Annotated in this window: 11 protein-coding genes and 2 tRNA genes; 10 read left to right on the forward strand and 3 right to left on the reverse strand. The window is 49.2% G+C overall.

The genetic code is table 11. The features are described 5' to 3' along the window. Positions 1 to 64: 64 nt before the first annotated feature. Positions 65 to 304, forward strand: coding sequence for a DUF2188 domain-containing protein (locus tag WD467_02785; protein MEX2452814.1), 240 nt, complete (start codon positions 65 to 67; stop codon positions 302 to 304). A 12-nt stretch (positions 305 to 316) separates the two neighbouring features. Then, positions 317 to 1,234, forward strand: coding sequence for a hypothetical protein (locus WD467_02790; protein MEX2452815.1), 918 nt, complete (start codon positions 317 to 319; stop codon positions 1,232 to 1,234). A gap of 194 nt (positions 1,235 to 1,428) precedes the next feature. On the opposite strand, the gene WD467_02795 is transcribed toward WD467_02790, so the two are convergent. Together WD467_02795 and WD467_02800 are read right to left on the reverse strand one after the other, a co-directional pair. Continuing rightward, on the reverse strand, positions 1,429 to 2,301 hold the full coding sequence (locus WD467_02795) for a hypothetical protein (protein MEX2452816.1): 873 nt from the start codon (positions 2,299 to 2,301) through the stop codon (positions 1,429 to 1,431). A 184-nt stretch (positions 2,302 to 2,485) separates the two neighbouring features. After that, positions 2,486 to 2,560 (reverse strand) — tRNA-Met (locus tag WD467_02800). A gap of 95 nt (positions 2,561 to 2,655) precedes the next feature. Here WD467_02800 and WD467_02805 point away from each other — a divergent pair. The 3 genes from WD467_02805 (at position 2,656) to WD467_02815 (ending at position 4,837) form a co-directional block, all read left to right on the forward strand. Continuing rightward, a complete protein-coding gene (locus WD467_02805; GenBank protein MEX2452817.1) occupies positions 2,656 to 4,368 on the forward strand; it encodes a DUF2207 domain-containing protein in 1,713 nt (570 codons plus the stop codon). 19 nt (positions 4,369 to 4,387) lie between these two features. Next, the gene (locus WD467_02810; GenBank protein ID MEX2452818.1) at positions 4,388 to 4,714 is read left to right on the forward strand and encodes a hypothetical protein; all 327 of its coding nucleotides are present in this window, start codon (positions 4,388 to 4,390) and stop codon (positions 4,712 to 4,714) included. A gap of 48 nt (positions 4,715 to 4,762) precedes the next feature. Then, a tRNA-Met gene (locus tag WD467_02815) sits at positions 4,763 to 4,837 on the forward strand. Positions 4,838 to 5,000: 163 nt separating this feature from the next. Here WD467_02815 and WD467_02820 read toward each other — a convergent pair. Next, positions 5,001 to 5,591 carry an HD domain-containing protein gene (locus WD467_02820; protein MEX2452819.1) on the reverse strand — a complete coding sequence of 197 codons (591 nt, stop codon included), beginning with the start codon at positions 5,589 to 5,591 and terminating at the stop codon, positions 5,001 to 5,003. Positions 5,592 to 5,609: 18 nt separating this feature from the next. On the opposite strand from WD467_02820, the gene tilS reads away from it, so the two are divergent. The 5 genes from tilS to WD467_02845 all read left to right on the forward strand — a co-directional run bounded on the left by tilS (position 5,610) and on the right by WD467_02845 (position 12,530). After that, positions 5,610 to 6,530, forward strand: coding sequence for a tRNA lysidine(34) synthetase TilS (gene tilS / locus WD467_02825; GenBank protein ID MEX2452820.1), 921 nt, complete (start codon positions 5,610 to 5,612; stop codon positions 6,528 to 6,530). 23 nt (positions 6,531 to 6,553) lie between these two features. Then, the gene (gene ftsH / locus WD467_02830; protein MEX2452821.1) at positions 6,554 to 8,395 is read left to right on the forward strand and encodes an ATP-dependent zinc metalloprotease FtsH; all 1,842 of its coding nucleotides are present in this window, start codon (positions 6,554 to 6,556) and stop codon (positions 8,393 to 8,395) included. Positions 8,396 to 8,461: 66 nt separating this feature from the next. After that, positions 8,462 to 10,042 carry a murein biosynthesis integral membrane protein MurJ gene (gene murJ, locus WD467_02835; protein ID MEX2452822.1) on the forward strand — a complete coding sequence of 527 codons (1,581 nt, stop codon included), beginning with the start codon at positions 8,462 to 8,464 and terminating at the stop codon, positions 10,040 to 10,042. Between the two features lie 95 nt (positions 10,043 to 10,137). Continuing rightward, positions 10,138 to 11,928, forward strand: a complete 1,791-nt coding sequence (gene lepA, locus WD467_02840) for a translation elongation factor 4 (protein ID MEX2452823.1) — start codon at positions 10,138 to 10,140, stop codon at positions 11,926 to 11,928. Positions 11,929 to 11,930: 2 nt separating this feature from the next. Then, on the forward strand, positions 11,931 to 12,530 hold the full coding sequence (locus tag WD467_02845) for a hypothetical protein (protein ID MEX2452824.1): 600 nt from the start codon (positions 11,931 to 11,933) through the stop codon (positions 12,528 to 12,530). Positions 12,531 to 12,567: the final 37 nt, after the last annotated feature.

Below are 12,567 nucleotides of genomic sequence, written 5' to 3' on the forward strand. Positions count from 1 at the left end.
GATTTTGATAAACTAATAATTACTAATAGTAAACCGCCCATTAGGGTAGCAGGAGGGATTTAAAATGGCCAAGAAGAATGTCCATATTACCTACAGTAAAGACTCCAAAGACTGGGGAGTAAAAAGTCAAGGCGCGCATCGCGCTGCCAGCCGACACCAAACAAAGGCCGAAGCCACACAAGCTGGTCGTGAAATAGCCCGCAACAACAAAGGTGAGCTTTTCATACACAATAAGGACAATAAAATATCGGACCGTGACAGTTACGGCAATGACCCGTTTCCACCGCGCGATAGAAAGCATTAGGAGGCAGCTATTATGCTCATCATAAAAAAGAGATGGATTCGTTCACTAAACAATAACCTACCCGGCGACCTTAGAGGTGGTGTCGTTAATATCGCTGTTAAGCTTGAATCTAACGAAAATGTTGCTCAAAAAATTGGCTTCGGGAAGAATCCGAAGATTGGTGACACACTCACACCTAAGCCGGTCGGTCCAGCCACTCGTTTTAACGCTCATGGTAGAGAAAAAATCTTACGAAACCGAGAAAAAGAGAAACTATATCGCACCCAAGAATGGACACGCGAGGAGTGGGCGGGTCGTGGCCAGACACGAACGGTAACTTCACTAGTGGATATTCCATATTACCGTTATCCTCGTGAGCACATTGATGGTTTTGATTTAGAGCTAACTATCAGAGAGTTTAACGGACAGAAGCACATAGTATTAACTGAAGGTATTCGCTGGGATGACGGCAGCACAGAGAAGCTGATAACTGCCATCAATATCTTTTTAGAGGTGTTTGGACAGGCAGAAATTCTAAATGAATCTCTAGAAGAAATCCCAAGTCCGGCTGAAATTCGCCGACTTAACTGGATTGTGCTTCCTAAGGGCGAAAAAATTACGCAAGAATCGTTGGATGAAATCTTGTCGAAGTCTAGACGCATTCGACCAGTACAAATGCTACGCCAGGAGCGCATTAGTTCATTTAATCCCGACATCCGTGCCATCGGCATGGGCGGCTTCACTGGCTATGTTGTCTATGTCTTCAAAAAGAAAGGAATCGCGGTCATGGAGAGTGTTAAGTATGGTAACGCCAGCTACATTATCGCAGCCGACAATTGGGAGAAACTCTCCAAGATGACAAAACAGCAACTTCTGTCAAAAAGCCTAGTGCAGTCGCGTGAAACTCACACTAAAAAATGGTTTGCCCGCATCAAAAAGCTACTGGCTTAGCGATTGGCGATGATATACTAAAATTACAATTCAACCTTAGGGAGAGGTACTCCCTGCGGACTCTCTGAGTTCCAGTGCGCCATATATCGCGAGATAAGCACTTACGCCCGCTGCGTGCAAGAAGCAGTAGACGTAAGTGCATTTTTAATTCTTGCGATGGAGGCACTATGTCTACAGAGATACAAAACATAATACTAAACTAGGTCTCTGAAAAAGTTAATAATACTCTTCGTGTTCGACCACGCAAGACTGTAGTCAATAGCAAGAAGACCAGCGACAGCTATCAAGGCACCAAATAAGCTCTTCACCTTGTGGTTTTCCATGAACCTGTAAATTTTCTTAGTACCAGTGGCAACAAGCCAAAAAGGGTTTGTGTAATGCCAGACATTCACGTCATTCTTTGTAATGTTTCGAGGTTGATTCTTTTGTAACTCTGCGAGCTTGATAAGCTCGTTAGCTGATTTTAGGTTTAATTCGATTGCTTTTCCAAATCCTTGACACTCTATATGCGGTGGAACTTGCATGCCTTGATATATAGCTTTTGAATCCCGCGATACGACCTGGCTAGGCGAACGCGCTTTTATATAGTCACCGATTGAAAAATCCACGTCTATATCATCAATTTTTTTCTTTAAAACATCATTACCAATAACTAACTCTAGTTGGATTTTCAGGTTACGCATTAACTCCTTCAAGGCTTCTAATTTATCGTTGGCCTCGTCAATGTCGAACCTTTTTGATGCATTACTTATGATATGTTGCCACATTTCATCAAGAGTTTTTGTCTGCCAACCAGGATCGTAGCCGTCATTGAACACCCCAGCGCCACCCCATTCCGGATCAAACATCTGGCTTGTATTCGGGACTTCATATTCTTTGAAGTATAAATTCGCATGATAACCAGCCCAGGATCCAGACCAAGATTCATGGAGTCGATTGCATGTCTTTATTGTGTCTTTCGATACCATCGCTAAATACTCTTTCTCGCTTTGGAGAAAGTCTCTCAAGTTATCTAGTGCCGCATCGAGGCCCTGATTAGTTTTAGCTTTTTGAAATAAACTCTTCATACAATAAATATAACAGAGAAACAAACAAGATCTTACAACGATCACGGAACCCGGTCAGAAAATTTATCGTCCAGTCGCTATAGAAGGACAGGTCATACAGGGGTTAGCGTAAAAATTACAGATGTGCTTATAAAGCAACAAGACCAGGTCATGGAACCCGGTCTTGATCAGATTGTGTACTACTTGGTAGCGGGGGCAGGATTCGAACCTGCGACCTCCGGGTTATGAGCCCGACGAGCTGCCACTGCTCTACCCCGCGTCACAATATTCAAAATACTACTATTAACTCTATCAGTCAAGGTAGTAATAAGGGGTAGGTTTCACTTTTCGCTTGCGAGTGGCATACTGGAGCTAATGAAACGATTGACGATTCTCCTAGTTCTGTTGAGTCTTTCACTTAGTCTGTTTGGTGCGAGTCCAGTTCTAGCGGATAACGGTGAGTCTATACTGGAATTCCGGAGCGAAGTAAATATTAATGGTGATGGCCAGGCTGAGATTACCGAGACTATTCGGTATGACTTCAACGGTAATGAGAGGCGGGGTATCTATCGTGACATACCGATTCGGTACGAGGCTGAGGATTCGAAGCGTCAATTTTATGAAGTGAAGCTCGACATACTAGACGTGACTCGCAATGGCAGTGCCGTACCGTACTTGGTGATAAATGAGGACACTTATACCCGACTACGTATCGGTGATAGGGATGATACACGCAGTCGTGATATAGAGGAGTACGGCATAACCTACAGGCTCTATCCGGTAGCCTACCAATATGATGATGTAGATGCGGTCCAGCTCGATGTAGTGGGCAGCCGCTGGGAGATACCGATCAAATCAGTTAGCGTAGAGATTAGTCTGCCGTTTGCTACCACCGAGCGCGAATGTTTTGCGGGTGTATCGGGTAGTGCACTTAGAGATTGTAGGCTAACGGGGGATGAAGATTCTGTGATCATTACGGCTAATAGTCTCGCTACCGGGGAGGGAGTGACGGCCTACTTTGAGTTTGCGGAGGGGGTTTTCACTAATTATCTTGAAGCTCAAACCACTCCGTTTCCTTGGGTGTGGGTCGGTGTCGGGCTGGTGCTCTTTATGGTAGTAATCGGTGGATTAGGCGGAATCATCACTTCTCACATTCGCTACGTGTTACGGAAGCGGCGACAGCTGGTTATATCAGAGTATGAACCTCCAAAAGATTTAACCCCAGCTGAAGTTGGCCTACTAAATGATAATATCAGTAACCATATCGAGTTTGCTGCTACCGTAATCGACCTGGCTGTACGGGGCTATCTACGGATAGAGTTCAAGGAAACCGGACGGTGGATTAAGAAGCAGAAATACACTTTTCATCAAATCGAGAGTTCCGACAGTTCACTATTACGCAACTATGAGCGCGATATCATCACAGTGCTATTTAAAGAGGGTGGCACAATAGAGCTCGAAGACGTAGACGCTAAAGACATGTACAAGAGTCTGCAGAATATGCACAAAACTCTGAAGCAGAGTCTTACTGAAAAAGGCTTGTATCGAGCCCAACCCGGCTGGGCCAAATCATTGTTTAAGCGGAGCGGTTCTCTGCTAGCTGCAGTAGTGGTAGCCTTTTTCCTGACGCCGATTGCGGGCTTAGCGGCTCTGGCGTTAGCGGCAGGAATAGCTTCTTGGATGGGAGTGGGTACTCTAGCCTCGCGCGTTACCCATGAGGGCTACACTGGCTGGGCTAAGATCGAGGGATTCAAGCTGTTTTTAAGTCTGACCGAGAAAGAACGGATGGACTTTCATGAGGCGCCAGAACGTCAACCGGAAGAGTTTAGTAAGTTTCTCCCTTACGCCGTAGCACTGGGCGTGGAGGGGAAGTGGGCCAAGCAGTTTAGTTCTATGACTTTACCGCCACAGGATTGGGCGAATGGGGCTAGTTCAGCGCTCATCACTAATGTTGCCTTTATGAGCGGCCTCTCTAGCGGGCTTAATTCTTACGCTCGCAGTGCCTATAACGGCAGTTCCGGTGGTTTCTCCGGTGGTGGCGGCTTCTCTGGTGGGGGTATCGGCGGAGGCGGTGGGGGTAGCTGGTAGAAGTGCTACAATGCCTAGTATGCAAAGACGCAAATCCCCTTGGCTAGCCGCCCTACTCAATCTGTTTGTACCCGGCACAGGCTATGTATATGTCGGTACTCGTTTTCGATTTGGAGTGTTGCTCATCGCCGCTGTTACGATAACGCTGCTAGCACCCCCAGCCGAAGATGCTACGACCATGAGTCGATCCGATATAGAGGCTCTGATCCAGGACCCTAACTTTATGACGATCATGGCAGCGGGACTACTTATCGCCGCTGCGTTTGCCTATGATGCCTGGAATGATGCTCAAGTACACAACAAGCTAATCGACCTGACGGAAGTGTTAGACGAGACCGAAGAGTAATTTGGTATTTACATCTGTAGTTCGTATAATCAATAGGGTCTACTACATGGCAGTGTAGCTCAGCGGTAGAGCAGCAGACTCATAAGCTGTTGGTCGGTGGTTCAAATCCACCCACTGCCACCACGTCAGACTAAACCTTCAGCTTCCGCAAAATAGCGGAAGGTGTTTTACTTTCAGCTTTCGGTTTGTCTTTCTTCTCCAAACGAAACAGTGCGTTTCGTTTGGGTACAATCTAGCTTGGTATTTCTATAGCTACTGAGGTGTCTGGCCTGAACCGTTTAGAGCATTAGCTAGGATGATAGAACTCAGGGTGGGAGCTTAAGTATTCTTGGAGGGCCTCATAGTAAGGCATAACGTCACCGGAGATGGCTACCTTAGGCGCATCATAAGCTCCAGCTGCCTCAAAGGTGATTTCATTCTCAATCCAGCAGCGCCCGCCATCGAGACTGGAGAGGAAGGCCGGGGTCATCTTATCTAGAGCGTAGACGAATTTGCTCTCCCGGTCTTGGCGTTGTTCATAGGCCTCAATCGCCTCAATCATGCCGGGAAAGTCACTAAAATTCTCCTTAATCTTTATTAGCGACTGGTGCTCCCGCTCTTTTTTGTCCGCTTGTGCCGCTACATCAAAAGCAAAGGTATCACCGGCGTAAGTTTCGACTAAATCATGAATGAGGGCGTATTTGATGATCTTATTAGTGTCGAGCTCAGTATCGATTTGCGGAGCGATAAACCAGGCGAGCAGAGCTAAGAAGTAGGAGTGGTCAACATCGTTCTCAGCTTCATCAGTGCCCGGGATGTAGAGCGTCCGTTTCACGCCGCGAAAGGTGAGGAGGAACTTTTGAAACTCTAAGATTCGAGTGATATCCGGTTTGCTCATGATTGGTACAATCATTGTATGGCAAATCGTTTACTAGACAAAGTCAAATTTCCTGCACCGGGGCGATATGTCCTGGCTGTGAGTGGTGGGGTGGACTCGATGAGCTTACTGGATATTATGGTTAAGCATGGCGGTTATGATCTTATCGTGGCGCACTTGGATCACGGTATGCGGATGGATTCGTTTCAAGATATGGAAATGGTACATGAAGTAATAGTCGAGCTAGGACTGGAGTTCATCGGTGAGTCGCACCACCTCGGTGAGTTGGCTAGTGAAGCTATGGCTCGGGCGGCTCGCTACCGGCTGCTCGAGCAAGTTCGTGAGGAGTATAGCGCCGTGGCTATCATCACTGCGCATCATCTTGACGATCGGATCGAGACTATGTTGCTGAATCAGCAGCGGGGGGCGGACTGGCAGGGCTTAGCGCCGCTCCAGGAGACCGGACTGATTAAGCGTCCTTTGCTTAATATTTGGAAAGAAGAGCTATATGAGTATGCCCGGCAGCACAATCTGCGCTGGCGAGAAGATAGTACTAATCTAACGCTTAACACGCCACGCAATCATCTCCGAGCTGAACTGGCTAAGCACCCTGAACGTAAACTACAGCTAAAGCGAGAGCTGGAGCGTAATGACAAACAGCGCCAGCTGCGCGAGGTCGAGCTAGAACGTATCACATCTGAAGTGGCACAGTGTGGCGGGGAAGAGGTATTTATAAATCGTAGTAAATTTTTATGTTTGAGTACGACAGCCGCGCGAGACGTGTTACTTTGGGTACTGCGCCGTTATCCCGAGCTTGAAGTGTCGAGAGCGCAGATTTTGCGCCTAGAGCACTTTATCAAGACAGCGCGAGTAGATAAGCAGTTGCCGCTTAGCGGGACTATTTGTGCCTGTGCTAAGCGCAATGGTATCGTTATCTCTACGTCCTGTATACTTAAATAATGTAATGATTAGGTGCTAATTTTATGAAACCACAACGAGTAAATATGAAGAAACAGAATCGCAACTTCGGTTTTCTGGCCGTAGTTATAGTCTTCGTCATGATAGTCTGGGCGCTATCTAATACGACTGAGAACACCGAGCAGGTTTCACTGTCCGAAGTGGTGCGTCAGGTCGAGGAGGGTAATATCGAGGAGATTATCGTTGAAGGCAGCCAGATTACAGCTGTACCGAACGATGAGAATGCCCCTCGCTTAGTGACATTTCGGGAGGATCCGGGGGTTAGCATCACTGAGTACGGCATCAATCCGACCGAGGTAGATATAACTACTAGTGACCCAGATGCTGGTGCTGGACGTTTTCTCGATATCTTCCTCATCTCGTTCTTGCCTATTATGATCCTGGTTGGCTTCTTCTACTTTATGATGCGGCAGGCTCAGGGCCAGAATAACCAAGCCATGGGCTTTGGCAAGAGTAAGGCTAAAGTATACGGAAACGACAAAGAGAAGGTGACGTTCGGTGAGGTGGCTGGAGCGGAGGAATCGAAAGAGGAACTGGAAGAAATCGTCGAGTTTCTCAAAACGCCAAAGAAGTTTGCCGATGTCGGTGCTCGCATCCCTAAAGGCGTGCTGCTAATCGGAGCTCCAGGAACCGGAAAGACGATGTTAGCTCGAGCCGTTGCCGGTGAGGCCGGGGTGCCGTTTTTCAGTATCTCTGGAAGTGAGTTCGTCGAGATGTTTGTCGGTGTCGGTGCTTCCCGGGTACGCGATCTATTTATGAAGGCCAAGAAGAATGCGCCTTGCATCATCTTCGTCGACGAGATCGATGCAGTCGGTCGCCGGCGGGGCTCTGGTCTTGGCGGTGGGCACGATGAGCGAGAGCAGACACTGAACCAGATATTAGTCGAAATGGATGGCTTCGAGCAGGGAACTAACGTGATCGTGATTGCGGCTACTAACCGGCCCGACGTACTAGATCCAGCGCTGCTACGCCCCGGCCGTTTCGACCGTCAGGTACGTATGGACCTACCCGATCGCAAAGATCGTGCCGCTATCTTAGATGTGCACCTGGAGAAGAAGCCGAAGGGCGATGATCTGCAGATCGACTCCCTAGCTGGTAAGACGGCCGGTATGAGTGGTGCCGATCTAGCTAACGTCGTTAATGAAGCTGCTATCTTGGCTGCTCGTAACAACCGGAAGAAAATCATTAACCAAGACCTAGACGATGCATTTGAGAAGGTCGCTATCGGGCCGGAGCGCAAGAGCAAGGTCATGAGCGATGAGGAGAAGAAGCTGACCGCCTACCACGAAGGTGGACACGCCATCGTGGGGCACTTATTGGCTAATGCCGATCCGATTCACAAAGTAACTATTGTCAGTCGCGGTGGCGCTGGTGGAGTGACCTGGAGTTTGCCGACTGAGGACCGTAACTACCGCACTATCGCCGAGTTTAGAGATTCTATGGCAATGGCGATGGGTGGTCGAGTGGCCGAAGAGCTAGTCTTTGGACCAGATAAGGTGACGACCGGCGCTAGCAGTGACCTGCAGAACGCCACCGGTACGGCTCGTAGTATGGTAGTGAAGTATGGCATGAGTGATAAGCTGGCCAACCAGTATTTCGACTCTTCCGATCATTCAATCATCCTCGATCGTGAACTATCTCAGACCAAGGAGTATTCCGACGCTACGGCCGAGTTAATCGATGCTGAGATCACCCGCCTCCTCCAGGATGCTACCGAGCGCGCCCGTAAGGTAATCGAAGGCAACCGCAAAGCGCTTGATGCACTGGCCGCAGCACTGCTCGAGCAGGAGACTCTGAACGAAGACGAGGTTCGTGAAATCCTCAAAGACGCTCTCGCCCCTAAATAGTCGAGCCTTAAATCTATTTGTCCAAATGGGTCCAAGCTGACATAATCTATTCTCAGAGGAATAGACATGGCAAACAGCGTACTCAAACGTGCTAATAAATCACTAACTATCGGTGTAGCTGCCTCGCTTTTAGCGGGCAGCTACTTCTTAAGCGGACTCTTCGGCTTACTTAGGGATCGTCTGCTGGCAGCGCGTTTCGGTCTCGAGGGCGAGCTCGATGCTTATTTCGCCGCCTTCTCATTACCTGATTTAATGTTTTTCATTCTCGTCTCCGGTGCCTTAACTGTCACTTTACTCCCAGTGTTAAACGAGCGGTTCGCTGGCGGGAATAAGAAGTCGGCCTGGGAGATATCATCTAGCATCACTAACCTCCTGGGGCTATTAACCTTAGTTGCTAGCGTCATCATCTTTGCCTTTGCTAATCAGCTGATGGGGCTAGTAGCACCGGGCTTCGATGCCGCGCAGCAGGAGGTGGCGGCTAACATCATGCGTATTTTAGCTCTTAACCCCTTCTTCTTCTCCCTCTCCAGCGTTTTCGGTACCATTCAGCAGGCTTATGGCCGGTTCTTTTTCTTCTCTCTAGCGCCGGTAATTTATAACCTCGGTATCATCTTCGGTATCCTTTATTTGACCGACAGTTACGGTATCTACGGTGTAGCCTTTGGTGTTGTCATCGGTGCTATCGCTCAGTTAGGGATTCAGATTCTTGGGGTGGCCGGGCTGGGGTTCACCTACAAACCACAGATTTTCTGGAAGAATAAAGGTTTTCGAAAGGTACTACGCCTCATCATTCCCCGCTCAATCGATGAAGGCTTTGAGTATTTGATCGCTGTGATCGAGCGGGCCATCGCTTCTGGACTGGCGGTCGGTGCCATTGCAGCTTACCAGATTGCCTTTAACTTGAAGAACTATCCGATCACGCTAATCGGTACCGCTATCGCGACGGCGGCCTTCCCGAAGATTTCCGAGCGAGCCCTGAGTAATCGGACCGACCTGCTAAAGAAGGAGATCTTAGGTGTATTGCGAGCGATTCTCTGGTTTGCAGTCCCGGCTGCAGTGGTTGTGGTCTTCATGCGTGGCTACATCGTGCGTCTGCTTATCGGCTTTGGGGATATGACGGTTGCCAACGTGCTAGGTTGGTTTGCTGTGGCCATCATCTTCCAGTCGCTACTGCGGCTGGTCAACCGAGTCTTTTACGCTCAACAGGATACTAAAACTCCGCTTTACGTCAGTGTGGTGGCCATCATCTTGAACGTTAGCCTAGCTATCTATCTAGCCAACATCTACGGTGTTAGCGGATTAGCCATGGCCCAGTCGATTGTCGCCATTGTCGAGGTGATAATTCTGATGACAATCCTCTCCCGCCGCCTCGGCAGCTTCATTACCCGTAAATTTATGCGACAGTTGAGCGGTATCATAGCAGCTTCGACCGTAATGGGTAGTGCGACTTACGGACTGGTCCGTTACGTCTTTCCACTACTAGCGGGAGAGACCGGCTTCTTCTCGCTAGTGCCGAAGTTTGCGACCATTAGTATCCTCAGTTTTGTCGTCTACATTCTCTGCGGTATCCAGCTGAAGCTGCCAGAAGCGCAGGCAGTAGCCAAACGGGTGCGCAGCTTCGTCCACCGTCGCGTACCGCTCGGTTAGTCGGCTGAGACTCGCGCACCTTTCACACCTTACCTGATTGATATAAAGTGGGTGAACAGAGATACGAGCTAATATTTTTTAGAAAGGCAGCTTAGATGGCGAGTGGCGCAGGACCTAACATCCGCAACTTCTGTATCATAGCGCACATCGATCACGGCAAATCTACCTTAGCTGATCGGATGCTGGAGATTACCGGGACGGTCGAGCAGCGCAATATGCGGGCACAGTTGCTGGATCAGATGGATCTGGAGCGAGAGAAAGGGATTACGATTAAACTCCAGCCGGTGCGAATGGAGTGGAAGGATTGCGAACTTAACTTAATCGATACCCCTGGACACGTCGACTTTAGTTATGAGGTGTCGCGTAGCCTGGCCGCCGTGGAGGGAGCAATTCTAGTGGTAGATGCAGCTCAAGGTATCGAGGCTCAGACGCTGGCTAACGTCTACCTGGCCATCGAGGCAGGCCTAGAGATAGTGCCGGTACTAAATAAGATCGACCTACCGGCGGCCCAGCCAGATAAGGTAGCCCGTGAGGTCAGTAATCTACTCGGCTGCCAGCCGGAAGACGTGCTGCGGGTATCGGCTAAGACCGGTGAAGGGGTGGCAGAAGTCTTAGATAAGCTAGTCGCGAGCGTACCGCCCCCGCAGGGCGATAGCGATGGTGATTTACGTGCCCTAATTTTCGATTCAATCTATGATGAGTATCGTGGTGTCATTCTCTATGTTCGGATAGTCGACGGTACGCTTAGTTCCGGTGCTTCGATCGCTCTGCTTGGCAGCGGTAAGGCTAGTGAGGCGATCGAGGTCGGTGCTTTCATGCCGGCACCGGTAGCCCGTGACCAGCTGTCTAGTGGTGAGATCGGCTATGTCACTACTAGCTACAAGTCGGTTCGGGAAGCCCGAGTGGGAGATACGCTTACCTTAGCGAAAGGTTCTCGAGCCAAGGCCTTGCCCGGGTATAAGACTATCAAGCCATTTGTCTTCGCTGGTGTATTCCCCAGCTCCGGTGATCAGCATGCTCAGCTAAAGGATGCCCTCGATCGGCTGCAGCTCAATGATGCCGCACTGCAGTATGATCCGGAGAATTCGCAAGTGCTGGGCTTCGGCTTTCGCATCGGCTTCTTAGGTTTATTACATCTAGAGATAGTTAAAGAGCGCCTAGAACGGGAGTATGATCTCGATCTCATCATCACTAATCCTTCGACCGACTATCAGGTGAAGCTAAACAATGGAGAGGAGTTGATGATCCGGACCGCTATCGCCCTGCCCGACCCTTCGCGGGTGGCCAGTATCGCCGAGCCTTGGATTGGGGGCGAGGTGGTGGTCAAGAAAGAGTACCTGGGTAATGTTATCGGTTTAATTAATGATATTCGTGGTGAACAGAAGCATCTCAGTTACCCAGAGACCGACACGGCTCTAATCCGTTTCGAGGCACCATTAGCTAACGTTCTAACCGACTTTTACGATCGACTGAAGAGCACGACTAGTGGTTACGGCTCTTTCAGCTATGAGCCGATTGGCTATCGAGTGGAGAACTTAGTCCGGATCGACCTCCTGATTGGTGGTGAGCTGGTCGACTCGCTGAGTCAGATCGTTCATCGCAGCGAATCATATCGGGTCGGTAAATTGATCGTCGATAAACTTAAAGACGTCATCCCGCGTCAGCTGTATGAGGTAAGTTTGCAGGCCGCTATCGGCGGCAAGATTATCGCCCGGGAGAACATTAAGCCGATGGGGAAGAATGTGACGGCCAAGCTCTACGGCGGTGATGTAACTCGTAAGCAGAAGCTACTTAAGAAGCAGAAGGCAGGCAAGAAGCGTATGAAGATGATGGGTCAGGTCGAGATTCCGGCCGAGGCCTTTACTGTACTGTTGAGTAAGGAGTAGACATGGCCGAAGAGCTCGAGGCGATCGATCAATACAAGCGAGAGATAGTGATCGATTATTGCCAGCCGATGCAGTTCGATCCTGAGGCGATGCAGTTTATAGTCGGCAGCGGAACGCCAGTAAGTATACCTCTGGACGGTTTCACTCGTAGTCCTGATCTCGATTTAACCTTAGCTAGTGAAGTGAGGTCAGATCCCGAAAAGGCGGACGAGCACTTAGTCTTAGATACTTTCGGAAACGTAGTGGTGTTGCCACCACTGCATGCCTGGCTGAGAGAATTGAGTGCAGATGAGTCAAGAAAGGGGGCAGTTGAAAGAGATACCGCCAGCTTGATAGGCGAAGTTTACACTTTCTTAGTGCCAGACGATTCGGTTATTCCCGTGATGGGTTATGATCATATGTCGTTCGGGGCAGCTATTAATCAGCGCGCCAGCTTCTGTTTGATTACTTTAGGTGACTGCACCTGTCTCGGACCAGAAGGTAGCTCGAGGCCGGATGATGGTTATTATCAGGAGTACAGCTTTCATAATATATTTAATCAGGCGCAAATGATCAGTCTCTATGCTGGAGCCGGTTATCTAAGTTGGCTGTCTCGACAATAACCTTGGTATAGTGAAAGCATGTATCCTACTACCCGCA

This window comes from Candidatus Saccharimonadales bacterium (assembly GCA_040903985.1).
In the GTDB taxonomy this organism is placed as follows: domain Bacteria; phylum Patescibacteriota; class Saccharimonadia; order QS-5-54-17; family QS-5-54-17; genus JBBDUI01.

Coding starts and splice junctions, on each gene's coding strand:
- WD467_02785 (MEX2452814.1), top strand. CDS start 65: ATGGCCAAGAAGAATGTCCATATTACCTACAGTAAAGACTCCAAAGAC.
- WD467_02790 (MEX2452815.1), top strand. CDS start 317: ATGCTCATCATAAAAAAGAGATGGATTCGTTCACTAAACAATAACCTA.
- WD467_02795 (MEX2452816.1), bottom strand. CDS start 2,301: ATGAAGAGTTTATTTCAAAAAGCTAAAACTAATCAGGGCCTCGATGCG.
- WD467_02805 (MEX2452817.1), top strand. CDS start 2,656: ATGAAACGATTGACGATTCTCCTAGTTCTGTTGAGTCTTTCACTTAGT.
- WD467_02810 (MEX2452818.1), top strand. CDS start 4,388: ATGCAAAGACGCAAATCCCCTTGGCTAGCCGCCCTACTCAATCTGTTT.
- WD467_02820 (MEX2452819.1), bottom strand. CDS start 5,591: ATGAGCAAACCGGATATCACTCGAATCTTAGAGTTTCAAAAGTTCCTC.
- tilS (MEX2452820.1), top strand. CDS start 5,610: ATGGCAAATCGTTTACTAGACAAAGTCAAATTTCCTGCACCGGGGCGA.
- ftsH (MEX2452821.1), top strand. CDS start 6,554: ATGAAACCACAACGAGTAAATATGAAGAAACAGAATCGCAACTTCGGT.
- murJ (MEX2452822.1), top strand. CDS start 8,462: ATGGCAAACAGCGTACTCAAACGTGCTAATAAATCACTAACTATCGGT.
- lepA (MEX2452823.1), top strand. CDS start 10,138: ATGGCGAGTGGCGCAGGACCTAACATCCGCAACTTCTGTATCATAGCG.
- WD467_02845 (MEX2452824.1), top strand. CDS start 11,931: ATGGCCGAAGAGCTCGAGGCGATCGATCAATACAAGCGAGAGATAGTG.